A 24,126-nucleotide genomic window follows, 5' to 3' on the forward strand; every position below is an offset into this window, starting at 1 on the left:
TACGGACGTGACGGGGGTCTCGTACGAGAGGTGTTCACGCAGCTGAGCGTCGTAGCGCAAGGCGCTCCGACGGCGTCGTCCCACCCCAGACTCCGTGCGGTTCAGCGGTCTCGAGAGCAAAAGTCAGGCAGTCCCGGATGACAGGGCAGCGGAAGCACACCTGCTTCGCGGAACTTTCCCGTGCAGCACGATTGCGTCCGCGTTCTTCACCCGGCGAATAGAACACCGCCGGGTCCACCGTCTTACAGGTGGCGAACATCCGCCAGTTGTTCTCCACTAACGGCCCCGGGGAACTGCGAACTGTCATCGTGGTCTCCTCTCCCATCGAGAATCCAGTCTCGCGCGTGGCCCTGCGCTGCGGCAGGTTTCCGATCCACCAGATTTCTACTGCCAGATGCAGCGGTATCCAGACACAGCGGTTTCCAGCACAATGAGGAAATGGCAACGACGGATCGGGGTCAGATCACTCTCGACGGCACAACCGTGCCCGTAACCAATCTGGGCAAGATCCTCTACCCCGAGAGTGGGACCACGAAGGCCGAAGTCATCGACTACTACACCCGCATCGCCGCAGTCATGCTTCCGCACGTCGTCGGTAGGCCGGGTACTCGCAAGCGTTGGCCGAACGGTGTCGACGGCCAGTCCTTCTTCGAGAAGAACCTTGCGTCGTCTGCGCCGCAGTGGCTTACCCGAGCGTCGCTGCAACACTCGGATCGTGTTGTCACTTATCCGATCTTCGATTCCGTTGCATCCCTGGCGTGGTTGGGGCAGCAGGCGGCACTCGAATTGCACGTTCCCCAATGGCGGTTCGACGGTTCCGAGCGTGGCCCGGCGACACGACTGGTGTTCGATCTCGATCCGGGTGAGGGCGTGGGGTTGGCCGAGTGCGCCGAGGTGGCGAGGTCGATTCGAGATCTGGTTGCAACTCTGGGGTGGACTGCTTATCCGGTAACCAGTGGTAGCAAGGGAATCCACCTCTACGTTCCGCTGGATCGAACTTTGGACGGCAGTGGTGCGTCGACTGTCGCCAAGCAGATCGCCACCGGATTGGAGAAGCTTCACCCGGATCTCGTCACCGCAACGATGGCTCGAAATGTCCGGGCCGGCAAGATCTTCGTGGACTGGAGTCAGAACAACGCAGCCAAGACCACCATCGCGCCCTATTCGATGCGCGGTCGCGATCAACCCTATGTTGCCGCGCCGCGTAGTTGGGACGAACTCGACGATCCGAAGCTGCGCCACCTGCTGTTCGACGAGGTTCTGGAGCGCGTCGAATCAGAAGGTGATCTGCTGCGCGACTTGGATCCGCCCGTCTCGACGGCTGTGGCCGACACGTTGACGCACTATCGCAACAAACGATCGGCTGATCGGACGCCCGAGCCGATCCCGGCTGCGGTGGACAAGGAGACAGCGGGCAATACCTTTGTGATTCAAGAACATCACGCCAGGCGATTGCATTACGACGTACGTCTCGAGCGGGACGGTGTGCTCGTATCCTGGGCAGTCCCGAAGGGTGTGCCGACCAGTGCCGGAGAGAACCGGTTGGCCGTGCACACCGAGGATCATCCGCTCGAATACGCCACGTTCTCCGGCACGATTCCGAAGGGGGAGTACGGCGGCGGTTCGATGACGATCTGGGATTCCGGAACATACGAGACCGAGAAGTGGCGTGACGACGAGGTGATCGTGCGCCTCCGTGGGAAACGGGTGCAGGGACGATTCGCGCTGATCCGGACAAAGGGTGACCAGTGGTTGATGCATCTGATGAAGGATCAGAACGCGAGTTTCGGAACGGAGTTTCCCAAGAATCTCGAGCCGATGCTTGCCACCGCTGGAACGCTCGATGGCCTCGACCCGCAGGAGTGGGCTTTCGAAGGAAAGTGGGACGGTATTCGGGTGATTCTCGAATACCGTTCGGGCACAATGTCACTCCGTAGTCGCGCGGGTAACGACAAGACCCGAGACTATCCAGCACTTTCCGGGTTGGCTGAGATCCTGGACGGTCATGACGTGGTTCTCGACGGAGAAGTCGTGGCGTACAACGACGCGGGTGTCACTGATTTCGGTCTCCTCCAGCGCGGCGGGGATCCAGTTTTTCTGGCCTTCGATCTTCTGTACCTCGACGGAGTGTCTTTGCTGCGGAAGTCCTATTCTGATCGCCGTACCGTATTGAATGCATTGGCGGGCAAGGTCGGTGAACTCGAGGTGCCGCCACAAATCGAGGGAACGGCGGAGAACGCGTTGGAGGTGAGTACCGATGCCGGGTGGGAAGGGATTGTCGCCAAACGTCGCGCATCGGTCTACCTTCCGGGTCGGCGGGGGTCGAGTTGGATCAAGGTGAAGAACTGGCGCACCCAGGAGGTGGTGATCGGTGGGTGGCGCACCGGACAGGGCAATCGAGCGCAGGGAATCGGCGCGCTGCTCATGGGTATTCCGGGCGAGCACGGGTTGACCTACGTGGGGCGCGTCGGCACCGGCTTCAGTGATCGCGACTTGGAGTCTTTACTTGCGACACTGGAACCGCTGCGTCAGAAGGAAAGTCCGTTCGGGGAGGAACTGCCCGCCGACGACCGCAAGGGAGCAGTGTGGGTGAAACCGGAACTCGTCGGTGAGGTGCGGTTCATGGATTGGACGAAGACCGAGCGTCTGCGTCATCCGAGTTGGCGAGGTCTGCGGGAGGAGAAGAAACCGGGCGACGTGGTGCGGGAAACAGCGCAATGACGGCCAACGCACCGACGAACGCGACTGCGGCACAGATTTGGATTCCGGTACTCATCGCCGAGGTGTAAGCCTGATTCGCTGCGTCGGTCAAGGCACTCGCTGGGGGAGCGCCGGCATGGATCTGCGCCAGATCGGCTGTGGAAGTGTCGACTCCGGGTTCGAAGCGGGACCGGAAAACGGTGGCTACGACCGTCCCGATGACGGCGACGCCCAGAACTCCACCCAACTCTCGCACGACGCTGTTGATCGAACTGGCCATCGAAGCCTGCTGGGGCGCAACCGAAGACATCGACGTGGTTGTGGCCGGAGCCATGACCAACCCCATCCCCGCGCCGACCAGTGCCATGATCGCAGCCAGGATTCCGAACGGTGCGTACCTATCTGCTGCGATCGACAGGACCAACAGTCCCACGGACATGACTGCGAGACCGCTCGCGATCGAACTGCGCACGCCGAATCGGCCGACCATACGATCGCTGCTGGAGGCGACAGCCGCCATCACTATCGCAAACGGAACCGCACCGACGCCGGCGACCAATGGACCGTAACCACGAACTAATTGGAGGTATTGCGTGTACGTGAAGAGAACTCCGAAAAGGGCGAAGAACGTTACGGCCAAGATGGCATTGGAGATGCTGAACACTCGACTGGTGAAGATGCGCACGTCGGTCATCGGCGCCGAGGCCCGCAGCTCCCACCAAATGAATACGGCGAGAAGTGCTGTTGCGCTGACGATCTCCACCAGCGTGACGGGCGACGACCATCCGCGAAGGCTTGCCTGGGTGAGGGCATCCACGATCAAAGCCAGTCCGCCGACGGACAAAAGGAGCCCGGGGATGTCGAACGAACCCTTCGTGATGCCTCTTGCCGGGGGCACAAGAAGAACCGTCGCGGCGATCACACCGGCGACCAGTGGGAGGTTGATCCAGAAGACACTGCCCCAGTTGAAATGTTCGAGTAGTACTCCACCGGCTACCGGACCGATCGCAATTCCGAGTCCGGCGGTTGCAGACCAGATGCCTATCGCCCGACCTCTCTCTCGCGGGGCGAACATCGCAACGACAAGTGACAGCGTCGCGGGCATGACCAGTGCGGCGGCTGCTCCCATGACTGTTCTCCAACCGATCAGCTGCAGCGCGGTGTGAGAGAGGGCAGCGCAGGCAGACCCGAGGGCAAAAAGTGTGAGACCGGTTAGAAGTACTCGCCGGTGACCGAATCTCGCGCCCAGTCCTCCTGCAGTGATGAGTAAGGCGGCGAACGCCAGTGTGTACGCGTTGTTGATCCATTGGAGGTCGACGGTGGTGGCGTGCAGTTCGCGGGCAAGGGTGGGGATGGCGGTGTTGAGGACGGTGTTGTCGATCGTGACGACGACGAGGGAAGTGCAGAGGGCGCCCAGTGCTGCCCATCGTCGCCGGTCAGTGGGTTCCAGAGAATTCATTATTTCCTTACGAATGTAACCTTACGGATGTTTAGTGATGAGAACGTACCGCTTCGCCTTACATGTGTAAAGTTTGTCTGGTGAGTCATGTTCCCGAGGGCGCCGATGAAACTGAAACCAGTGGTTCTCGGAGTTCTCGCGCCCGAAATCCGCGAGGAAGCGGTGCACGACTGCGTGGAGAGATCGTTGCCGCAGCGGCGACGCTCATCGCCCGCACCGGATCGGATCAGGCGGTGACGCTTCGATCGGTCGCTCGCGAGGTCGGGATCTCTGCTCCTTCTATCTATGGACATTTTTCCGATCGTGACGCCATTGTCGAAGCGGTTGTCTCCGAATCGCTGGAGCAGTTGCATCTCGCCGTAGCCGACGCAGTGGCCGCGCATTCCGACCCTGTCGAGGGCCTGTATGCCGGTTGCTCGGCGTACGTCGAGTTCGGCATTTCCGAGCCTGCTCGGTATCGGGTTTTGTTCGGGTGGTCCAGGCCGAAAGGTCAATCGCCGCAATCGGATACGCGAGGGCTGGCCGCGTTCAATACCCTGGTGACCAATCTCGACGTGTGTGTCGCCGCTGGGAAGTCGACCAGCACAGACACTTTTGTCGATGCCGTGTCGATCTGGACCTCACTGCACGGGCAGGTGATGTTGCGTGCCGATCTCCCGGAATTTCCGTGGCCGTCGACCGACACTGTCAGTGAGATGGTGAGGAGCCTTGCGCGGCTTGTGAACTGACGCCTTGTCCGTTTGTCGATTCACAACCCTGCTAGGTCTGATCCAGCATCGTGAGATAGGCATCGAGCTGAGCTGCGCCGGCGAGAAGGTTGCGACTGCGTGTGGTCAGCCGGTCTTGCCAGGCGTCGAGGAACGCTGCCAATGCGTCCGCTCCGCCGGCCTCGCGCAGCGAGTCGACGAATTGGGCGACTTGCGACAGCCGGTAGCCGCCGCGTCGCAGTTGCCTTGCGATCTCGGCGTCGCGCACACACTCCGGACCGTATTCGCGATAACCCGTTGACCGTTCGCGCTCTGGACGCAGAATGCCGTGCTCTTCCCACGTGCGCAGTGTCGCCGGATGCACGCCGAGGCGGCGCGCGAGCTCACCCACCGTCAATGCTGGACCATGCACGCGTGCCGGTGCCGTGGTGGACAGAGTCCCCAGCGCGGTGGCTACCTCGGTGCGGGTGCCACGCTCGGCGAGCAGCGTCACGTGCGCACTGTCGATCAGGCGGTAGGCGGACTCGGTGTCGCCCTGATTGGTCGCCCGCATGATTTCCGTAGCTTGTTGGTGTCCGTGACCGCTGCGCAATGCAAGGAAAGTACGCAGGGCCTGCGCGTGAAGAGGCGTGTAGTGCCGGTAGCCGGTGTTGCTGCGCTCGGTCGGAGGAAGGATGCCGGCGTCGTCGTAATTGCGGATCGCCTGTGCGGACAACCCGTGTTCACGGGCAAGGTCGATGGGCCGCACTGATCACCTCCGATTGAGGCTTACAACGATCTTCCCCAGGTAATTGTTGTGAAAGTTTCACTCGAATCTTCAACGATACTGTCGAAGGCAGTCCACCTTCGAAAGGGATATCCATGTCTACTGCCTCGACACTGAGTGAGATCGGCCGCCAACTCGAAGACTCGGCAAGTCTTGGTCGCGTCGTCGACGAACTGCTCGCAGCGCGAAGCGAGGCGCCGACTCTGCTCGCCCTCGGTGAGCCGACTCACGGGATCAAGGCATTTCCGTTTCTGCGCAACGAACTTCTCGGCCAGCTGGTCGAACGAGGGTATCGGTCGATTGTGCTCGAAACAGATGTCTTTGCGGCATTCCTTGTCGACGACTACGTGAGCGGGGGAGAGGCGGACATCGAGAAAGTGCTCGCCACGGGCTTCAGCCACGGATTCGGCGCAGTACCGGGAAACCGCGAACTCGTCGAATGGCTACGCGAGTACAACCACGGCCGCGCTCCGGCCGACCGAGTTCGCTTCTACGGCTTCGACGCTCCGGTGGAGTATTCCGGTGCACCGAGCCCGCGCCGCGCACTGTCTGCGGCAGGTGACATCCTGCCCGCTGCGATGCGGCCGCATTCGTTCGACGACATCGACCTTCTGCTCGGGCAGGACACCGACTGGACCAACCCGGCGGCGATGTTCGATCCGGCTGCGTCCATCGGTGACTCCGATCATGCTCGCCTCCTGCGCATCATTGCGGACGACCTCGGCAGCATCCTTCGGCGCGCTGCGCCTGTGCTGCGACCCGCCGACCCGGACGGGTACGACCTGGCCCTCGCACACGCACGCACCGCTGTAGGACTCCTGCGATACCACGCCGCGATGGCGAGTTCTGCTCCGGATCGCATCGGAACCCTGCTCAGCCTGCGCGCCGAGATGATGGCGGAGAACCTGCTGGCCGTCATTGCTCAGGAGCAGCGACGCGGGCCGAGTCTGCTGTTCGCCCACAACGCTCATCTCCTGCGAGTGCAGTCCGAGATGCCGGTCAGCGATGATGTGGTCAGTTGGGGGAGCGCCGGTTCACTCGTCGGACTTGCCCTCGGAGAGCGTTACGTATTCGTGGCAACCGACGCCAACCCCGGCAGTGATCCGGGCACTCTGCAGGGTGTGTTGGCCGATGCGACCACTCGGCGTGCCCTGTTCCCGACTCCGGCCCTGCGAGCCGCGCTCGACCCGTCGATCGCCGCGGGCGAGGCGATCCTGCCAGGTCATCTGCCGCTGAAACCGTCGGAGTTGGACGGCGCCGACGCGGTCATCTTCGTCGCCGATACCGACGGGCAGCGTCATCAGTACTGGTAGTCGTCAGTACTGCTAGCCGTTTCAGGGGCAGAGAGCATGCGAGAGCATCGCGACAGTGTCCGGTTGGTCCTTCGGCGTCGACGTCAGCGTCACGGTGAATGCACGATCCGGCGTCGCACCGGACAGGGTGTAGTACCCGTAGATCCCGCCGCTGTGGCCGATATAGGTGACACCGCAAGGAAGTTCGGTGACGCTGACGCCCATCCCGTACCCGAGGCCCTCGGCTTCGGTGGCGGCGACCTGCCCAGTGGTCATCGCGGCAAGCTGCGCGGCCGGCACCACCTGCCCGTCGAGTAGTGCCCGCCAGAAGACGTTCAGGTCCGTGCCCGTCGACACCATCGCTCCCGCAGACCAGGGGATCGACGGTTCGGTCCGGGAAACATCTGTCAGGCCCCCTCCCAGGTCCTGATAGCCCGTCAGGTGATCGCCCCTGATGTCGCGTTCGCCGGCCGGCGGGAGGTACGTGTCTCCCAGATGCAGCGGGTCGAGTATCCGAGACTGAAGTTCATCGGCGTAGCTGCGGCCGGTCACGGATTCGACGAGCATCCCGAGAACGATGTAGTTGGTGTTGGTGTAGACGAACGACGTTCCGGGAACGAATTGCGCCGGTTTGCCGAGGGCGATGGCGACCGCAGCGGAAGGCGTCAGCGTTCGGTCCTCGTTTGCGGCAATCCATTCGTCGGCTCCGGGTTCACCGGCGAACTCGGGAAGGCCGCTGCGGTGTTGAAGCAGCTGCCGCACGGTGATCGCGCTGCCGTCCGTGCCGCTACCATGTATCTGCCCCGGAAGGTACTGCTCGATCGGTGCGTCGAGGTCGACCTTGCCTTCGGCCACCAACTGCAGAACGAGCGAAGCTGTGAATGTTTTTGTCACACTTCCGATCCGGACGCGATCATTCTTGCCGATCGAATCGCCGTTTGTCCGGTTGGGCACCCCGCTGGTCATGACAGCCGTCGTGGTGCCGTCGTCGAGTGTTGCGATCGACCCGACGACGCCCGAGCGGGTGAGTCCGTCGAGATCCGATTGAATCTCCACTGCGCGCTGGAGCGTCGAGCAACCGACGAGTGCCGTGGTGGCTCCGATGATGACCGCGGCGACGAGCAGGTATGGGCGCATGAGTCGAATCTATGGACCTTGTCGTGCCGCGGGATCCAGGAAATCCCCCATCATTCCCTGATCTTCTGCCGGGCCGGGACGTAAGGCCTGTTTGTTCAAAACCGACAAATCGGATCAATCATTCCTGTCCGAACACCACGTCCACGCCGTTAACATCCGAACGAAGTGTTTGTTTTCACGTGTCTTACCAGTTCACGGCTATCGAGGTGCGCTGCCGCGCGCCGAAACGACTCCCACGAAGGACGGATGCATGAAGAAGTCGACACTCCGCACGGGAACGGTCGCGGCTTTGCTGACCGGAAGTGTCCTGTTGCTCTCCGCTGCCCCTGCCTCGGCCGACCCGGGAAGCCTTGGTAGCGGTGGCAGTAGCGGGAGTTCCGGAAGCTTGGGAAGCACGGGCAGCATCAGCAGCGGATCAGCCGCCCTTCCGATTCCGAGTCCGGCAGGGCTGATCGCGCTGGCAGCGGCGAGCACTCAGACCGGAAAGCCCTACCAGTGGGGCGGCGTCGGGCCGAACTCGTGGGACTGCTCCGGGCTGGTGCAATGGGCGTTTCGGCAGGCCGGGGTGAATCTGCCACGGACCAGTCAGCAGCAGGCCAACGTCGGACAGCCGGTTCCGCGGTGGGCCCTCGCTCCCGGCGACGTCATCACGTTCTATCCCGGAGCGACGCATGTCGGCATCTACGCTGGGTTCGGAATGGTGTTCAACGCCTACGGTGTTGGTGTTCCGACCGGACTGACACCCCTCACGGATCTGCCGATCAACAACATCCGCAGGTTCTAGAACCTGCACAGAACCTTCACAAGTCCTCCCAGGTTCATCCACGAGGGCCGAATACAGTCAGTTCCATGAGTCAGCGAAGAGTGCTCGTGGTCGACGACGAGGTCAGCATCTGCGAGTCCATCGCGGCGAGGCTGCGTGCCGAGGGCTACGACGTCGAGCTGGCGTTCGACGGTCCCAGCGCGGTGACCCGCTGCGAGCAGATGGATGCAGACCTGGTGGTGCTCGACGTGATGATGCCGGGGTTCGACGGCCTCGAAGTGTGCCGCCGCATCCAGGCTGTGCGCCCGGTGCCCGTGCTGATGCTGACCGCTCGCGCCGATGAAACGGACATGCTGATCGGTCTCGGTGTGGGGGCCGACGATTACCTGAGCAAGCCGTTCAGCATGCGTGTCCTCGTCGCCCGGGTGCAGGCTCTGCTTCGGCGTGCTGATCGCGCGGAGCACGCTGCTCGCCCGGTGGCCGACCTCCTCGAGTTCGGTGACGTCGTGATCGACCTGACCGAGCGTCGAGTGCGCCGTGATGCGCAAGAAGTCCACCTGACCCGCACCGAATTCGATCTCATCGCCTATCTGGCGGAGCGACCGCGAGCCGCGATCCCACGGGAGTCGCTGCTCGAGGAGATCTGGGGCTGGGGCGAGGGAGCGGGTAGTCGGACCGTCGACAGCCACGTCAAGGCGTTACGACGCAAGCTCGGACCTTCCGTGATCCGGACCGTTCACGGCGTCGGGTACGCCTGGGACGTGCCGAGATGAGCGGCGTCGACCGACTCTTTGCACGGTGGCCGCGGCCACTGGACCCGATGCGATCCTTCAAGGTGAAGGTCGGCCTCCTGGTTGTCGCAGCACTGTTGTTCGCCTCCGGTGGGTTCTGGCTGACGTCGCAACAACCGTTTCGTTTCGCCCTGCTGACGGCGTTGGTTGTCGCTCTCGGAGTTACACAGGTGCTCGCACACGGGATGACGTCACCGCTTCGCGAGATGACGGCCGCGGCGAAGGCGATGGCGCGCGGCGACTATTCGCGGCGTGTGCGAGCGACTTCCCGCGATGAAGTAGGCGAACTCGCCCATGCGTTCAATCGGATGGCCGAGGACCTCGGGGCCGACGACCGGTACCGCCGCGAGCTGATCGGCAACGTCTCCCACGAATTACGCACGCCCATCACCGCTTTGCAGGCCATGCTCGAAAACGTCGTCGACGGTGTCGAAGAACCGGATCCGGCGATGATGAAGTCGGCGCTGCGGCAGACGGAACGACTGGGCGCGCTCGTGGCCGACCTTCTCGACCTCTCGAAACTCGAGGGCGGCGCAATGCCGTTGAAGCGCAGCCGTTTCGAGGTCGAGCCATTCCTACGCGAGCTGTCGAGTGTGAGTGCGGGCGACATCGAGATAGACGTGAAGCCTCCGCAATTGTCCGTGGTAGCCGATCCGGATCGCCTCCATCAGGTGGTGACCAACTTGGTGGACAACGCGGTTCAGCACGGGAACGTCGACACCAAAGTTGCCATCCGAGTGCGTTCCGGCAGCGCGGGGGAGTTGGTGCTCGACGTCCACGACGACGGCCCCGGCATCGAACCACAAGCCCGAGAGCGAGTGTTCGACCGCTTCATCCGCGGCGGATCGACAGACGGGGGCACCGGGCTCGGCCTCGCGATCGCGAAGTGGGCAGTCGAATTACATGGCGGCAGGATCGCGGTCGTCGATGCCCCGTCGGGATGCTGCATTCGAGTAGTGCTGCCGCAGAACTGAATCAAAGTCCCTGACGAGATCGAGAGATCTCGCGATGGCGCATGCCTTCATCGGCATTCGTCTGTACTTCCGAACCTGAAAATTTGAACCAGAAACATAGGAGATCACATGAGCGCTCCGATAGTAATTCCACCGAAACCGCCGATGCCAGCCGTAAAACCCAAGCGTCCCAGCCGGTTCTGGCGCCCCGATCGAACGTCGATGGCCACCCGCTCGATGCTCGTCGGCGCGGCCGCAGTAGGGGTGCTTGCGGCCCTGATCCTCGATCCAGGGTTCGTCAGTATCGCGTACGTGATCGTGGGTGTCGGTGTGGTGATCGTCTTCGGGATCTTGACGCCGCCCCGGATGACCGTGACGCAGTGGGTCGCCGCCATCGGGATGCTTGCACTGCTGGGTGTTGCCGCCGTTCGCGGTGCGGAGTGGTTGGTGTTCCTCTGCGTCGTAGCTGCGTGGGTTCTGTTCACGTGGACTCTGATCGGTGGGCGGACGTGGACCGGGATACTCCTGGGAACGGTGGCACCCTGGCGGGCGCCCCACCGGACGGTGAACTTCGTTCGTCGTCGACAACTCGCTATCCGCTCTGCTCCGCGGGTGCCGGCGGCGAGAGTTGTCGTCGTGAGCGCAGTGTCTGTTGTCCTCCTGCTGATCTTCGGATCTTTGTTCGTGAGTGCGGATCCGGAGTTCGCGAAGATCTTCGGTGGCTTCGCTCCTGCCATCTCGGTGTCGAACCCGGGGGCACGGATCTTCGCCGGCGTCGTGATGGCGTTCGGCACACTGGTTGCGGTGTATCTGCGTCGTAGAACGCCGACGGTGGACGCATTTGCGCCTGCGCCGGCGACGCCGTTGCCGATGTGGGAATGGGCGGTCCCGCTCGGCGTGCTCAACGTCCTGTTCCTCGGTTTTGTTGCAGTGCAGACAAAGACACTGTTCGGGGGAGACGAGCACGTTCAGGTGACCGACGGACTGACCTATGCGGACTACGCACGTGAGGGTTTCTGGCAGCTCATGGCAGTGACCGTGCTGACGCTGCTCGTCATCGCCGTCGCGGTGCGGTTCATCGACCGTCGCGATGCTGGATCGAGGCGTCTGGCCCGCGGTCTGTTGGGTGCACTGTGCCTCTTCAGCCTGGTGATCGTGGCATCGGCCGTGCACCGGATGTGGTTGTACGAGAATCAGTACGGTTTCACGGTGCTGCGGGTCAGCGTCTTCGCGACCGAGTTGCTTCTGGGATTCGTGTTCGTGTTGTTGCTCGTCGCAGGTATTCGGATGTCCGGGAAGTGGCTGCCCACAGCTGTTCTCGCCACCTCTGCCCTTGCTCTGCTGGCATTCGCGGTGTTCGACCCCGACGCGTACATCGCGCAAAAGAACGTGGAGCGGTTCGAGGGCGGTAAGAGCATCGACGTCTCCTACTTACGCGGGCTCTCCGTCGACGCGGTGCCTGCTTTGGATCGTCTACCGGAACCGCAGCGCTCGTGTGCGTTGAGTCGATATCGATTCGGAGTGCCGGGTAACAGTGTGCCATGGGAGTTCAACGCGGCGCGTGAGAAGGCCCGCGACATCGTGGAGACTCGCCCAGTGGGGCCATGCCTGCAGATGTACACGGTCGGATAGACGCAGAGCGATTGTGCAGCCGCGCGGCAGGTATAGCGCGCGGCTGCACAATCGGCGAGCGTCGCCTGTTCGATCAGTGCACGGCGAGTGAGATTTTCTCCCGTTCCTCCGCGGACACCACGTCGCGGGTGGAGCGCAAGTCGATGGTCAGGCCGTGCAACGTGCCGCCGTAACGGAAGGTGCCGTGCTCGGCGAACTCCTCCGAGACCGGGCTTCCGCGGTTGATGCCGACGTCGAGCTGTTCGTTCATGCTGAAGATCGCCCGCGTGGTCTTCTCGATCCGGCCCTCGGAGACCACCTCGCCGTCAACGCTCAGGGTGGCGATTCCGCCCTTGCCGATTCCGCCGCCGTCGTACTCGAAGTGAATGGACACCTCGCTGGCGTCGGCACTCAGCTGACCCGGTCCGCGAACGTAGGTTCGGCCTCCACCGCTGAAGTTGTAGCAGTAGACGGGGACGGAATCGAGTATGTACAAAGCGAATCCGCCGAACCGGCCACCGAGGCTGACCAGCATGCCGTCGGCGACGCTCCCCAGACTGGCGGTCAGCGTGTACGAGCGGTTGAAGAACGTCGGCGCGGCCTTCTCGACCAGACCGTTCATGTGTGGGTACAGCGTGAGGGTCTTGCGGCCCATCATCGGATGTGGTGGTCGTGATTCCGCGGTGGCGTGACGGCCGACCGTTCTGTCGTCCAGCGGCAGTACTTGATATTTGGCGGCCTCGACGAGGAACTTGTCCTTGAGCCTGGCAAGGATCTCGGGATGCTCGTCTGCAAGATCGCGGGCCTGCGACCAGTCGACCGATGTGTCGTACAGCTCCCAACGGTCTTCGCTCATCGGGGTGAGCTCGAGGCCGTGAGTCGCCATCAGCCAGGGTGCGCGGTGCGCGGTTACCGCGGTCCAGCCGTGATCATAGATTCCGCGATTGCCGAAGATCTCGAAATACTGTGTGGTGTGGCGCTCTTCGGCGTCGGGCTCGGCGAAGGTGTAGTTCATCGCCACACCCTCCATCGGTTTCTGGGCGACGCCGTCGACGCTGGTCGGTGCCGGAATTCCCGCCGCTTCCAGAATTGTCGGCGTGATGTCGACGCAGTGGTGCCACTGTTCCCTGATCCCGGGCTTGTCGATCCCCTTGGGCCAGTGGGCGATCAGGCCGTTTCGGGTACCGCCGTAGTGGGACGCGACCTGCTTGGCCCACTGGTACGGGGTGTCGAGGGCCAGAGCCCACGACGCCGGATAGTGTGGGTAGCTGGTTTCGGTCCCCAATTCGTCGAAGCGCGCCAGCACGTCGGATGTCGCACTCTTGTAACCGTTGAGGCCGGCGAGGTAGTTGAACGAGCCCTCCATTCCGCCCTCCGCGGAAGCGCCGTTGTCACCCATCATGTAGAGCACCAGGGTGTTGTCGAGGACGCCCATATCCTGCAACCGGTCGACGAGCCTGCCGACCTCGTCGTCGGTGTGCTCGAGGAACGCCGCGTACAACTCCATCAGACGGGCCGAAACCTTCTTCTGGTCGTCGTCGAGTTCGTCCCAGTGCGGGAGCCCCGGAGCCCACGGGGCCAACTCGGTATCAGGAGCGACGACGCCCAGTTCCTTCTGCTTTTCGAGGGTGATCTCGCGTTGGCGATCCCATCCGTGATCGAATTCGCCGACGTACTTGTCCAGGTAGCTGTCCGGAACCTGAAGTGGGGCATGGCAAGCGCCGAAGGGGAGATAGCAGAACCACGGCTTGTCGGGGTCCATCGTGTTGATGCCCTCGACCCATTCGATCGCGTGGTCGACCAGGTCCTCGGACAAGTGGTATCCCTCCTGAGGTGTCTTCGGCAAGTCCACCATGGTGAAGTCCTCGTAGAGCACTGGCGTGAACTGGTCGGACTCGGCGCCGAGGAAACCGTAGAACTTGTCGAAACCCTCACGGACCGGCCAACGATCGAACGGCCCGGCGGCGGTTGTCTCCCAGGTCGGGGTCTGGTGCATCTTGCCGAAAGCGCCCGTCGCATAGCCGTTTCCCTGCAAGACGCGCGCAACGGTCGCTGCGGAAGCGGGACGGGTCCCGTTGTATCCCGGTGCAGCATTAGCCATTTCGGAGATGACTCCCATGCCGACGCTGTGGTGATTGCGCCCGGTCAACGTGGCAGCGCGCGTCGGTGAGCACAGAGCGGTGGTATGGAATCGGCTGTACTTCACGCCGGTCTCGGCCAAACGCTCGGCGGTGGGTGTGCGGCACGGACCGCCGAAGGCAGAGGGCGCCCCGAATCCGACGTCGTCGATCATGATCAGCAGCACGTTCGGTGCCCCGGCGGGTGGGCGAAGCGGTTCCGGGCGGGTGTACGGGGGATTCTGATCGGGGTAGTACACGGCGGCCGCGACGTTGGGCGTCTCGGGGATGATCGGGATGGAATGGCGATTCACCAGCAGGCTCCTTGGCGTGTGCAAAACCGGGTCGATTAAGCAGTCGTCTTAATGTGGAGCGTATCGATCGGGATTCGGCTGGCGGCGTAGGTCTCGCTGACTGGGACAATCACCCCCGTGAGTGGTTAAGAAGTCCCTGCACTCCCTAACCGCGCACAGGGGGTGGGTCTTGCGAAATTAAGACAGTGACTTATATGGTCGGTGCATGCCCGCCTCGCTGGACGCCAAGAACGCCATGATCGCCGTCGCTGAACGGATGTTTGCCGAGCACGGTATTCACGAAGTGTCCATGAGGGACGTGGCGACTGCGGCCGGGCAGCGAAACAACTCTGCGGTTCAGTATCACTTCGGTGGGCGAGACGGTTTGGTGTTGGCAGTATTCCGCCATCGGATGGATCAGATCAATGCAGCGCGACTGACGTATCTCGACGACATCGACGCCAATGGGCGGACTGACCTGGTCCGCGCGTTGGTCGAAGCTTTTCTGTATCCGCTGGCCGATTTCATGGCGACGGTCGACGGTTCCAACTATGCGAGGTTCATTGCCAGAATCTCTCCGTCGGTGGATACGCAGAGCGCCGAGTTTCGAGAGGTCAGCGAGGGGATCAACGAAGTTGTCGGCAGACTGACGAGGGCCTTGCCGCATCTGCCCCGCCGCGTCGCGGTCGAACGGATCGACCTGTCGTTCAACATGAGTGTGTCCGCGCTGGCCATATTCGAGCAGCGCCGCGAAGACGAAAACCCGGTTGTGCAGGCGGATTTCGATACGACGGTGGACCATCTGGTCGATCTCGCGGTGGGAGCCCTGACTGCACCCCAAAGCACACACAAGCGCACACGAGCACAACGGGTGCACGCGTCGACTGACGTGTGACCCTTCAGGACACGACAGGACGGAGTTATATGATGGCGACCCTTACATCATCACGCACAGTTCAAATCGGCAATCACACAATCGAATTCGGGCCACGCGGAATGCGGCGAAATCCGGAAGGTGTTGAATCGAACCCGTACGAGCGGTTCACTCTGACTCCCGTCACACCGTTCATCGGTGCCGAGATCAGCGATATCGACTTACGTGATCCATCGGAGGATCAGATCGAGGATCTACGTCGGGCCCTACTCGAATGGAAGGTGGTCTTCTTCCGTGACCAGCCGATTTCGAGTCTGAATCATCGTGACTTCGCCGCCCATTGGGGCGAACTCGAGATTCATCCACTTCTCCCGCAGGGAGAGGTCCCGGCTGTCGTCAGATTCGAACGCGGAGAAGACAGTCCAGGCACCGAGAACATCTGGCACGTCGACGTCACCTGGACCAAGACACCGCCGCTCGGTTCGGTCCTTCGAGCGATCGACGTGCCGCCGGCCGGCGGTGACACGTTGTGGGCAGATATGGGAAATGCTTTCGACTGCCTCCCGGACGAGATCAAGGACTTGATCGACGGCAAGGATGCCATTCACGATTTCGTGCCGTCCTTCGGACGCGGGATGAGTCCGGAGAAGTTGGAGCAGATGAAGGAGCAGTACCCACCGGTTCTGCATCCGATGGTCCGTAAGCATCCGGAAACCGGGCGTAAGACGCTGTTCGTCAACAGCCTCTTCACCACCCACATTCCGGACATGGATCCTGCCGAAGGCAACGATCTGCTCAACCTGTTGTTCGCGCAGGTCAAGGTCCCGGACTTCCAGTGCCGTTTCAAGTGGGCGCCGAATTCCATTGCATTCTGGGACAACCGGGCAACACAGCACTATGCGGCGAGCGACTACTTCCCTCATCGCCGCGTGATGGAGCGGGTGGCAATCCTCGGAGACGTGCCCTTCTGATCTACGTCTGCGGAATGCGGATGATGCACCGAAAGCCGACGTGGCAGGTCGAGGACTCTTCGGACTCGCCCTGCCGCGCGGCAGGGCGGTACCGCAAGCAGTAGTTCGGCGCACACAGATGTGAGCCACCCTTGATCACCCGTCGTGCGTAGGGTTCGCCAGCCAAGACCTCGGTGGCGAACTCCGCGCGGGGATTGCGCGGAATGCAGCACGAAGAGGCAGGCGCGACATTCTTCGAACCGTGGGCGTGGTCGGACGTGTAATGATCGGCCGTCCATTCCCACACGTTCCCAGCCATGTCGAGCAGCCCGTAGTCGTTGGGCCGGAACTTTCCGACCGGCGCGGTGCGCTCGTACCCGTCCTCGAGCAGGTTCTCCCAGGGGAACTGGCCCTGCCAGACATTGCCACCGGGCCGCCCTCCCGGTGAGTCGTGATCGCCCCACACGTAGGCCTGGCGATCGAGTCCGCCGCGGGCGGCAAACTCCCACTCGGCCTCCGTCGGGAGATCCTTGCCGGCCCACGCGGCATAGGCCTGCGCGTCGAAGTACGACACGTGAGTGACGGGGTGCCGTTCACGTCCCCCGATATTGCTGTCGGCGCCCTCGGGATGGCGCCAGTCGGCGCCGGGAGTGAACGACCACCACTGGGTGTAGTCGTCGAGTGGAACCGGGCCGGGTGGTGAATTGAAGACCAACGATCCCGGAACGAGGAGGGCTGGATCGGCGTCAGGATAGTCGGCGGGATCGGGGGCGATTTCCGCAGTGGTGACGTGGCCGGTTGCCTTCACGAAGCGTCGGAACTCGGCGACAGTCACCGCCGTCGTGTCCATCCAGAATCCGTCGACTGTGACCTGGTGAACTGGGCGTTCTTCGGGATAGAAGTCTTCGGAGCCCATCCAGTACGTCCCACCCGGGATCAACGACATGTTCTTCGGGGGAGTAGTCGTGGAGTGAGGCATCGTCATGAATCCAAGAATGGCACGTTGGTCGCGCCGGTGTGGAGAGAGTCCCACCTGGTGCCCTCGGCAGGATTCGAACCTGCGACCCTTCCTTTAGGAGAGGAATGCTCTATCCCCTGAGCTACGAGGGCGGGGAGCATACCGACAAGCGCTGAAAACCCTGTGCTGCGGGGGTTTTCGCTTCCCGATACTGCCGTTGCATCTGCTCGACCTGTCGGCACGAAGCCCCAGACGTCACAGCTGCGCTAGTCAGTGTAGCGGCCCACCGACGCGGTGGCGAAGTCGACGGTGTTATCGCGTGCAAGGTGCCGGCCGAACCGATCGCACTGATCGCAATGGTGGTCACCGCCGAGCAGGCGCGGCATGGTGCGGGAATGACCCGCAGAATCCGCTTCAACGCCTTTGCCATGAACTGCGTCGCCCACCAATCGCCAGGTCTGTGGCGCCACCCCGAGGACCAGTCGTCCAGGTACACGGATCTGAGGTACTGGACGGAATTGGCGAAACTCCTTGAGCGTGGACGATTCGACGGACTCTTCCTGGCAGATGTCCTGGGAACCTACGACGTCTATGGCGGGAACCACGACGCAGCGTTGCGGCAGGGCGCGCAGGTACCGGTCTCGGACCCACTGCTACTGGCGTCGGCGATGGCTGCCGTGACCGAGCACTTGGGCTTCGGGATCACCGCTGGTACAGCGTTCGAGCATCCGTACCCGTTCGCTCGGCGTTTGAGCACCCTCGATCACCTGACGAACGGGCGAATCGGGTGGAACGTGGTCACCGGATACCTCCCGTCGGCCGCACGGAACATGGGCGAGGACGACCAACTCCAGCACGACGATCGCTACGACCACGCGGACGAGTACCTCGAGGTTCTCTACAAGTTGTGGGAAACGTCGTGGGAAGACGATGCGGTGGTGCGGGACAGAAGCACCGGGGTCTACACGGACCCTTCCAAGGTTCATCCGATCGAGCACGAAGGCAAGCACTTCACGGTTCCGGGCATCCACATCTCCGAACCTTCTCCGCAGCGGACGCCGGTCATCTTCCAGGCCGGTGCGTCGCCTCGCGGGGTTCGCTTCGCCGCCGAGAATGCCGAAGCGATTTTTGTCGGTGCGCCGACCAAGGCGATTCTCAAAGACACCGTTGCCCGAATCCGAAACGAGCTGACCAAGGTGGGCCGCGATCCGTACTCGGCCCGCATCTACACACTGTTGACGATCGTCACCGACCGAACCCCCGAGTTGGCCCAGGCGAAGCTCGAGGACTACCGCAGTTACGCGAGTAGTGAAGGTGCACTCGTTTTCACCTCGGGGTGGATGGGGATCGACCTGTCCGGATACCGAGCCGACGAGCCGATCGGAAACGTCGAAAGCAATGCCATTCAATCCGCGGTCGCATCGTTTCGTCAGGCCGACGAGAAGGGCCGTGAATGGACGGTGGGGGACATCGCGGAGTGGGCGGGTATCGGCGGGCTGGGACCGATCGTCGTCGGTTCCGGTGCGGAGGTCGCGGACGAGTTGCAGGAGTGGGTGTCCGAGACCGACGTCGACGGTTTCAATCTCGCGTACGCGGTGACTCCTGGAACCTTCGAAGACATTGTGGAGCATGTGATTCCGGAGCTGACCAAACGAGGTGCCTACCAGAGCGACTACGACGAGGGAACGCTGCGCAACAAACTGTTCGGGCGAGGGGACAGGCTGCCGCTCGAACACCGAGGCCGGAGCTTCGACCGGATCCGCACTGCCGGCTGAGCGGGGACTTCAGGACCAGCCGGACCCGGGTACGTGGACTGAGGTGGTGAGGTCGATCGCCTCGATGTCCGAAGACCTCAATTCCTCACCGCACACACTGCACCCGAGCCTTGCTTCGAATCGCTTACCGCAAGCTTTGTGATGGAGAACGATGTCCGGGCCGTCCGCGGATCTGAACCAACGTTGACCCCAGGAGATCATGCACATCACGACAGGGAAGTAGGCCGTCCCCTTGGCAGTGAGTCGATACTCCGACCACTGGGGACGATCCGGAAGCGGTCGCGTTTCCATCACACCGATCTCGGTGAGGTGCTTCAAACGATCCGCGACTATCGCCGGTGGCGCGCCGGTGATCTCGGCGAACTCTCCGTACCGGCGCGCGCCTCGGAATGCCGCACCGATGATCGCCGCTGACCAGCGATTGCCGACGAGTTCCATCGTGTGAGCCAGAATTTCCGGTCGGCGTTCGGACTTGGTGGAGCGTCGCCGCGATGTTGCTTCGGGGACACTGCGTGAGAAGTCGCCACTCGGTCCCATTTCGGAGTCCAGAGACCGCACGTCCACGTCCTCGCCGCACTCCTTGCAACGCAGGATCGGGGTGAAGTCGTTTCCGCATGTGCTGTGCCGAAGTGGTGGTAGCGGCGCGGTTTCATTGGGCGCCCACTGCTTCTCCCACGACCACATGGTGATGAGGACGGGCCAGATCGACTGCCCTTTGCGAGTGACCGAGTACTCGTGCCGTGGCGGGTTCTGCTGATACTCACGACGCTCGAGCATTCCGCCTGCCGTCAGGATCGCCAACCGTGCTGACAACACGGAGTTGGAGATTCCCCCCAGTGCCAGCCAGTCGTTGTAGCGCCGCGACCCCAACAGGGCGAACCGCAGAATCCAGAGGTTCCACTCGTCCCCCAACAGCCCGAGCGTGACGGCCAGTGCGTTGGGTCCGCCTGCGGGCAACTCGGTGACGCCCGCCGACGCGGTGGGTGTCGAAGAGTCGGTTGCATTCACTCGTACCACCCCGAAATCATAGGCCGTGAACCCAGCCGCACCGCGAGAGCGTACCGAGTGGTCTGCAGAAAGAGTCGGGAATCACTCGGTACGGGCAATGAGTAACGCTTCCTGAGTGATCTGGCAGATCTGGAGTCCGGATGGATCGAAGACCGCGGCATTCACGACCGCTCTGCCGGCATGAGCTGTGGGGGTCGAATGCTCGAAGAGCAGCCACTCGTCCGCTCGCACGGGGCGCTGAAACCACATCGTGTGATCGAGGGACACTCCTGTCCAACCCGTGTCGAGCGAGTGCTCCTGCCCGATGTCGTATCCGTGTGGAGTCAAAGCGGTGGCCATCAGCATCAAATCACTGGCATAAGCAAGAGCAGCGACGTGAATCAGTGGATCTTCGCTCAGTCGCTGCGCCGAACGCATCCAGATGTTGCGCGGAGGCGCCGCCGAATGTGTCGTGGGGGACTGCGAATCGAATGGGGACACACGAATCTCGATGGCGGAGAACTCCTCCCACACTTCTCCCAACCCGCCGTCCGCCTCGGCCAACTCTTGCAAGGTCACGCACTCTTCGGGTGGGAGTGCTGCGGGGACGGCTCGACTGTGAGTGATGCCCTCGCCGATCGAGGAGGCCGAGACCGTCGAACGGCAGACCAGTCGTCCGCCCTGGTGGACGTCGACGCCTCTGGTGGACAAGCGCTTTCCGTCGCGAAGACGATCCACCGAGAACTCGGTCGCGCACTTCGTCGATCCGGGGCGCAGGAAGTGCGTATGGACGGAACTGATCGCTTTGCCGTCGGTGACCGTGTGTCCGGCCGCGAGAATCGACTGCGCGACCAGTTGGCCGCCGAACAACTGAGGAAGCCGAACACCGTCGTTCAACCCTTGCCACCGGTCCGGGCCGGTCGATTCCAGGTCGAAGACGTCGGCGAGGCCACTCGTGGGGGCGCTCACGACGCGTGGTTTCGTGCCGGACGGGGTGGACGAGGGAAGAAGCCACTGGTCCGGGCGACGTAGTCGTCGTAGGCCTGGCCTTTGCTCTTGCGCATGCCTCGTTCGAGCAAGGCCTTACCGCTGTAGCTCACCAGTAGTTTGATCATGACGATCGGCGAGACGATCGTGATCAGCGCCAATGGATCACCAAGCGCGAGGATGAACAGTCCGACCCAGACACATGCGTCACCGAAGTAGTTGGGATGCCGGGTCCAGGCCCAGAGTCCACGATCCATCACCATTCCCGAATTGGCCGGATCTGCCTTGAAGCGGGAAAGTTGGTAGTCGCCAACCGATTCGAAGACGAAGCCGACGGTCCAGACAGCGATGCCGATCGCGCCGAGGACTCCGAGGGCGCGAAACTCGTACATCGCGAACTGGACGGGCAGCGACACCACGAGAATGAGGACGCCCTGGAGGCCGTAGATTTTGCGAATCAGGAACGGAACCAGCTGTCCCTGTTGATGTTTGAGTAGGGCAGTGTAGCGCTTGTCCTGTCCGTGCCCGCGGTTTCGGAAGCCGATGTACAACCCCAGTCGCATCCCCCACACCACGGTCAGCGCAAGGACAACGAGGCGACGCAGATCGTTTCCTTCCGATCCGATGGACGTCAGGTACGAGACGACGGCGACGACGGCGAAGCCTGGCCCCCAACAGATATCGATGATCGAGTGATTGTTCATTCGGATGGCGACGGCCATCACTGCGGCGATGAAGAGGAGTACGGCGAGTGCACTCACTCCGAAGTTCAGCGCTAGATCGCCCAGTGGGATGCCGGTCATGCGTGCGCCTTCCGATTGTGGTGGTCGAGCAGTTCGGAAGCGAAGTCCGCGAAGGCTTCCTGTGCGCTCGAATAGGTGTGAGGTGTGCCGAGTCGACTGGCTACGAGCAGTGAATCGAGCGCCGTGGCATCGAGTTCGGTGGTGGTAGGCAAGAATTCGGTCGAGCCCTCGACGGCGTCGGCCGAACGCACGCCGTTGCCTGCCGTGACTATCACCTGACCGTTGGTGGTGGACTCGGGATCGACAAGGGCGGTGACTACCGGTGCGACCAAGTCGGCTCCCATGATGTCGATGAATTCGGGGTTCATTCCGGATTCGGTCATCTGCGTAGTGGCATAGGGAAGAAGGACATTGGTGAAGACGTTGCGGTTCGCACCTTCTGCCGCTGCGGTGCGGCCCAGGGCGATCACGGCTCCCTTGCTTGCGGCGTAAGCAGATACGGTGGGCTCACCGTGCAGTCCTGCGGTGGAGGCAATCATCACGATGCGTCCGAACCCGGCTTCGCGCATCACGCGGGAGGCTTCGGCTGCAACCAGTGCGGTCCCGACGACATTTGTCGTGATGACGGTACTGAGGTTCTCGGCAGTGGTGCGGTGGAGCATCTGCGGACCGCTGACCGCGGCGCTGGTGATGCAGAAATCGAGTCGTCCGAACCGAGTGAGAGCGTCGTCCACCAACTTTCGACCGACGTCGGGGTCGGTGACGTCGTCGTGGTTGGCGACGGCCTGTCCACCGGCTTCGAGGATTTCGTCGACAACCTGATCTGCGGGGCCTCGGCCGCTCGCATCGAGTGTGCGATTTCGATTGTTGACGATAACCGTGACGCCCCGGCTTGCCAGATGAAGCGCGACGGCACGGCCGAGGCCCTTGCCACCTCCGGTGACGACGGCAACGCGACCGGAGAGTGCACCGGCTGTCATGAGGCGATCCGTTCGACGAGCACGGCAACTCCGACGCCTGCAGCGCCACTGACCGCGGCCACGCCGTATCGCCCGTCGCTTCGGACAAGTTCGTCGACGCACGCGCCCACGAGAATTGCTCCGGTAGCGCCGAATGCATGGCCCATCGCCATCGTTCCGCCGTTGGGGTTCATCCGGTCCGGCCCGGCGTCGAGGTCGCGACGGAATCGCAGGCAGAGCGCGGAGAAGGCTTCCGCGAACTCGAACACGTCGATGTCCTGCGGACGCAGTCCGGCTCGCGCGATGACGGCCTCCACGGCGCTCTGACCTGCCGTGAGCATGAGAACCGGATTCACCGATGTCGACGCGGACCCGATGATCCGTGCGCGAGGTGTCAAACCGGCTCGGGCAGCGGCTTTCTCGGACCCGAGGAGTAGGAGTGCCGCTCCGTCGGCCATGGCGGGAGAGGATCCGACGGTGTGCAGGTGCTCGATCTTTTCGACCTCTGGGTAGGCGGCGAGCGCGAGAGCGTCCTGACCTCCGGCGCCGAGTCCTTCGAATGCGGCCGGAAGTGCGGCGAGTCCCTCTGCGCTCGTGTCTGCCCTGACCAGTTCGTCGTGCGCGATTCCCGCATCACCGTTTCTTCCGGGAACAGGCACAACCGACCGCTCGAACGCGCCGTTGCGCCACGCTTCGGCAGCCTTGTGCTGGGTTTCGACGCCGTAGGCATCCAACTCGTCGCGGGAGTATCCCTCGATCGTGGCATTCAAGTCGGCGGCAACACCCATATGAATGGAGCCGATCTGCGCGATAGTCGCCGGGTCGGTCCACAGCGGCCCGCGATCACTGAACATCGGGGTGCGGGAGACGCTTTCGACACCGCCTGCCACGACGAGGGAAACGTCGTCACTTCGGATACGGGCTGCGCTCTGGCCGACTGCGTCGACACCGGATGCGCAGAATCGGTTGATAGTCGCGCCGGGAACGGAGTCGCCCCAACCTGCCAGCAGTGCGGCAGTTCTCGCGATGTTCGCGCCCTGCTCGTCCACCTGCGATGCGCAACCGAGAACTACGTCGTCGATCTGTTCTGCGGCGAGGTTTGTTCGACCCTGCAGAGCCTTGGCCAGGTGGACCACAAGATCCACCGGGCTGTGTTCGTGGAGGGCGCCTCGCGCCGATGCTCGACCGCGCGGCGTGCGCACGTAGTCGAGGACAAAAGCATCAGTCATTTTCAACCCTTCAATTAGTAGAGTTACTCTGCTAGTTGTAGTACGGTTGCGATGAAATTACAACCGCCGATACAC

General features: G+C 62.6%; 21 protein-coding genes and 1 tRNA gene. 10 read left to right on the forward strand and 12 right to left on the reverse strand.

All coding sequences use genetic code 11. The features are described from left to right. Window positions 1-34: 34 nt before the first annotated feature. Window positions 35-307, reverse strand: a complete 273-nt coding sequence (locus ACFWAD_RS10335) for a WhiB family transcriptional regulator (protein WP_230814438.1) — start codon at window positions 305-307, stop codon at window positions 35-37. A 131-nt stretch (window positions 308-438) separates the two neighbouring features. Between ACFWAD_RS10335 and ACFWAD_RS10340 the strand changes: the two genes are divergently transcribed. Further along, window positions 439-2,721 (forward strand): ATP-dependent DNA ligase, encoded by a 2,283-nt coding sequence (locus ACFWAD_RS10340; protein ID WP_378543345.1) that lies wholly within the window; start codon window positions 439-441, stop codon window positions 2,719-2,721. Here the strand turns inward: ACFWAD_RS10340 and ACFWAD_RS10345 are convergent. Continuing rightward, on the reverse strand, window positions 2,621-4,159 hold the full coding sequence (locus ACFWAD_RS10345; RefSeq protein ID WP_378543347.1) for an MFS transporter: 1,539 nt from the start codon (window positions 4,157-4,159) through the stop codon (window positions 2,621-2,623). The two genes, ACFWAD_RS10340 and ACFWAD_RS10345, sit on opposite strands and share 101 nt — an antisense overlap. Before the next feature lie 80 nt (window positions 4,160-4,239). Between ACFWAD_RS10345 and ACFWAD_RS10350 the strand changes: the two genes are divergently transcribed. Beyond that, on the forward strand, window positions 4,240-4,887 hold the full coding sequence (locus tag ACFWAD_RS10350; protein ID WP_378543349.1) for a TetR/AcrR family transcriptional regulator: 648 nt from the start codon (window positions 4,240-4,242) through the stop codon (window positions 4,885-4,887). 31 nt (window positions 4,888-4,918) lie between these two features. On the opposite strand, the gene ACFWAD_RS10355 is transcribed toward ACFWAD_RS10350, so the two are convergent. Further along, window positions 4,919-5,614 (reverse strand): MerR family transcriptional regulator, encoded by a 696-nt coding sequence (locus ACFWAD_RS10355; protein WP_378543351.1) that lies wholly within the window; start codon window positions 5,612-5,614, stop codon window positions 4,919-4,921. Between the two features lie 113 nt (window positions 5,615-5,727). Between ACFWAD_RS10355 and ACFWAD_RS10360 the strand changes: the two genes are divergently transcribed. Then, a complete protein-coding gene (locus ACFWAD_RS10360) occupies window positions 5,728-6,945 on the forward strand; it encodes an erythromycin esterase family protein (protein ID WP_378543353.1) in 1,218 nt (405 codons plus the stop codon). A 21-nt stretch (window positions 6,946-6,966) separates the two neighbouring features. Here the strand turns inward: ACFWAD_RS10360 and ACFWAD_RS10365 are convergent, their stop codons facing one another. Further along, window positions 6,967-8,061, reverse strand: coding sequence for a serine hydrolase domain-containing protein (locus ACFWAD_RS10365; RefSeq protein ID WP_378543355.1), 1,095 nt, complete (start codon window positions 8,059-8,061; stop codon window positions 6,967-6,969). Window positions 8,062-8,311: 250 nt separating this feature from the next. Here ACFWAD_RS10365 and ACFWAD_RS10370 point away from each other — a divergent pair, with 250 nt between their 5' ends. The 4 genes from ACFWAD_RS10370 (at window position 8,312) to ACFWAD_RS10385 (ending at window position 12,200) form a co-directional block, all read left to right on the forward strand. Beyond that, entirely contained in the window at window positions 8,312-8,845 is a 534-nt protein-coding gene (locus tag ACFWAD_RS10370) for an NlpC/P60 family protein (protein ID WP_378543357.1), read from the forward strand. Between the two features lie 65 nt (window positions 8,846-8,910). Continuing rightward, window positions 8,911-9,597 carry a response regulator transcription factor gene (locus ACFWAD_RS10375; protein WP_058037854.1) on the forward strand — a complete coding sequence of 229 codons (687 nt, stop codon included), beginning with the start codon at window positions 8,911-8,913 and terminating at the stop codon, window positions 9,595-9,597. Continuing rightward, window positions 9,594-10,589 carry an ATP-binding protein gene (locus ACFWAD_RS10380; protein ID WP_378543359.1) on the forward strand — a complete coding sequence of 332 codons (996 nt, stop codon included), beginning with the start codon at window positions 9,594-9,596 and terminating at the stop codon, window positions 10,587-10,589. Before ACFWAD_RS10375 ends, ACFWAD_RS10380 begins: the two co-directional genes overlap by 4 nt. A gap of 108 nt (window positions 10,590-10,697) precedes the next feature. Then, window positions 10,698-12,200, forward strand: a complete 1,503-nt coding sequence (locus ACFWAD_RS10385; protein WP_378543361.1) for a DUF4153 domain-containing protein — start codon at window positions 10,698-10,700, stop codon at window positions 12,198-12,200. Between the two features lie 73 nt (window positions 12,201-12,273). Here the strand turns inward: ACFWAD_RS10385 and ACFWAD_RS10390 are convergent, their stop codons facing one another. Next, window positions 12,274-14,610, reverse strand: coding sequence for an arylsulfatase (locus tag ACFWAD_RS10390; protein ID WP_378532459.1), 2,337 nt, complete (start codon window positions 14,608-14,610; stop codon window positions 12,274-12,276). A gap of 205 nt (window positions 14,611-14,815) precedes the next feature. On the opposite strand from ACFWAD_RS10390, the gene ACFWAD_RS10395 reads away from it, so the two are divergent. Then, on the forward strand, window positions 14,816-15,484 hold the full coding sequence (locus ACFWAD_RS10395) for a TetR family transcriptional regulator (RefSeq protein ID WP_378543363.1): 669 nt from the start codon (window positions 14,816-14,818) through the stop codon (window positions 15,482-15,484). A gap of 32 nt (window positions 15,485-15,516) precedes the next feature. Beyond that, window positions 15,517-16,434 (forward strand): TauD/TfdA dioxygenase family protein, encoded by a 918-nt coding sequence (locus tag ACFWAD_RS10400; RefSeq protein ID WP_378446338.1) that lies wholly within the window; start codon window positions 15,517-15,519, stop codon window positions 16,432-16,434. A 1-nt stretch (window position 16,435) separates the two neighbouring features. Here ACFWAD_RS10400 and ACFWAD_RS10405 read toward each other — a convergent pair whose 3' ends face one another. Continuing rightward, entirely contained in the window at window positions 16,436-17,398 is a 963-nt protein-coding gene (locus tag ACFWAD_RS10405) for a formylglycine-generating enzyme family protein (RefSeq protein ID WP_378543365.1), read from the reverse strand. 49 nt (window positions 17,399-17,447) lie between these two features. Next, window positions 17,448-17,523, reverse strand: a tRNA-Arg gene (locus ACFWAD_RS10410). 243 nt (window positions 17,524-17,766) lie between these two features. Between ACFWAD_RS10410 and ACFWAD_RS10415 the strand changes: the two genes are divergently transcribed. Further along, window positions 17,767-19,146, forward strand: coding sequence for an LLM class flavin-dependent oxidoreductase (locus ACFWAD_RS10415; protein ID WP_378543850.1), 1,380 nt, complete (start codon window positions 17,767-17,769; stop codon window positions 19,144-19,146). 9 nt (window positions 19,147-19,155) lie between these two features. Here ACFWAD_RS10415 and ACFWAD_RS10420 read toward each other — a convergent pair whose 3' ends face one another. The 5 genes from ACFWAD_RS10420 to ACFWAD_RS10440 form a co-directional block, all read right to left on the reverse strand. After that, entirely contained in the window at window positions 19,156-20,154 is a 999-nt protein-coding gene (locus ACFWAD_RS10420; RefSeq protein ID WP_378543367.1) for a winged helix-turn-helix transcriptional regulator, read from the reverse strand. Window positions 20,155-20,235: 81 nt separating this feature from the next. Continuing rightward, complete coding sequence (locus ACFWAD_RS10425) at window positions 20,236-21,102, reverse strand: acyl-CoA thioesterase (RefSeq protein WP_378543369.1); 867 nt, start codon at window positions 21,100-21,102, stop codon at window positions 20,236-20,238. Then, window positions 21,099-21,923, reverse strand: a complete 825-nt coding sequence (locus ACFWAD_RS10430) for a DUF1295 domain-containing protein (RefSeq protein WP_378543372.1) — start codon at window positions 21,921-21,923, stop codon at window positions 21,099-21,101. The genes ACFWAD_RS10425 and ACFWAD_RS10430 overlap by 4 nt, the downstream gene beginning before the upstream one ends. After that, a complete protein-coding gene (locus tag ACFWAD_RS10435) occupies window positions 21,920-22,843 on the reverse strand; it encodes an SDR family NAD(P)-dependent oxidoreductase (RefSeq protein ID WP_378532471.1) in 924 nt (307 codons plus the stop codon). Before ACFWAD_RS10435 ends, ACFWAD_RS10430 begins: the two co-directional genes overlap by 4 nt. Next, complete coding sequence (locus ACFWAD_RS10440; protein WP_378543375.1) at window positions 22,840-24,051, reverse strand: acetyl-CoA C-acyltransferase; 1,212 nt, start codon at window positions 24,049-24,051, stop codon at window positions 22,840-22,842. The genes ACFWAD_RS10435 and ACFWAD_RS10440 overlap by 4 nt, the downstream gene beginning before the upstream one ends. Window positions 24,052-24,126: the final 75 nt, after the last annotated feature.

Source organism: Rhodococcus sp. NPDC059969 (genome assembly GCF_042738325.1).
In the GTDB taxonomy this organism is placed as follows: domain Bacteria; phylum Actinomycetota; class Actinomycetes; order Mycobacteriales; family Mycobacteriaceae; genus Rhodococcus_F.

What these genes read in the sequence shown, in the direction of transcription:
- ACFWAD_RS10345 (WP_378543347.1), bottom strand. Translation starts at nt 4,159, where the DNA reads ATGAATTCTCTGGAACCCACTGACCGGCGACGATGGGCAGCACTGGGC.
- ACFWAD_RS10375 (WP_058037854.1), top strand. Translation starts at nt 8,911, where the DNA reads ATGAGTCAGCGAAGAGTGCTCGTGGTCGACGACGAGGTCAGCATCTGC.
- ACFWAD_RS10340 (WP_378543345.1), top strand. Translation starts at nt 439, where the DNA reads ATGGCAACGACGGATCGGGGTCAGATCACTCTCGACGGCACAACCGTG.
- ACFWAD_RS10430 (WP_378543372.1), bottom strand. Translation starts at nt 21,923, where the DNA reads ATGACCGGCATCCCACTGGGCGATCTAGCGCTGAACTTCGGAGTGAGT.
- ACFWAD_RS10370 (WP_378543357.1), top strand. Translation starts at nt 8,312, where the DNA reads ATGAAGAAGTCGACACTCCGCACGGGAACGGTCGCGGCTTTGCTGACC.
- ACFWAD_RS10360 (WP_378543353.1), top strand. Translation starts at nt 5,728, where the DNA reads ATGTCTACTGCCTCGACACTGAGTGAGATCGGCCGCCAACTCGAAGAC.
- ACFWAD_RS10385 (WP_378543361.1), top strand. Translation starts at nt 10,698, where the DNA reads ATGAGCGCTCCGATAGTAATTCCACCGAAACCGCCGATGCCAGCCGTA.
- ACFWAD_RS10400 (WP_378446338.1), top strand. Translation starts at nt 15,517, where the DNA reads ATGGCGACCCTTACATCATCACGCACAGTTCAAATCGGCAATCACACA.
- ACFWAD_RS10405 (WP_378543365.1), bottom strand. Translation starts at nt 17,398, where the DNA reads ATGACGATGCCTCACTCCACGACTACTCCCCCGAAGAACATGTCGTTG.
- ACFWAD_RS10380 (WP_378543359.1), top strand. Translation starts at nt 9,594, where the DNA reads ATGAGCGGCGTCGACCGACTCTTTGCACGGTGGCCGCGGCCACTGGAC.
- ACFWAD_RS10335 (WP_230814438.1), bottom strand. Translation starts at nt 307, where the DNA reads ATGACAGTTCGCAGTTCCCCGGGGCCGTTAGTGGAGAACAACTGGCGG.
- ACFWAD_RS10415 (WP_378543850.1), top strand. Translation starts at nt 17,767, where the DNA reads ATGACCCGCAGAATCCGCTTCAACGCCTTTGCCATGAACTGCGTCGCC.
- ACFWAD_RS10440 (WP_378543375.1), bottom strand. Translation starts at nt 24,051, where the DNA reads ATGACTGATGCTTTTGTCCTCGACTACGTGCGCACGCCGCGCGGTCGA.
- ACFWAD_RS10365 (WP_378543355.1), bottom strand. Translation starts at nt 8,061, where the DNA reads ATGCGCCCATACCTGCTCGTCGCCGCGGTCATCATCGGAGCCACCACG.
- ACFWAD_RS10435 (WP_378532471.1), bottom strand. Translation starts at nt 22,843, where the DNA reads ATGACAGCCGGTGCACTCTCCGGTCGCGTTGCCGTCGTCACCGGAGGT.
- ACFWAD_RS10395 (WP_378543363.1), top strand. Translation starts at nt 14,816, where the DNA reads ATGCCCGCCTCGCTGGACGCCAAGAACGCCATGATCGCCGTCGCTGAA.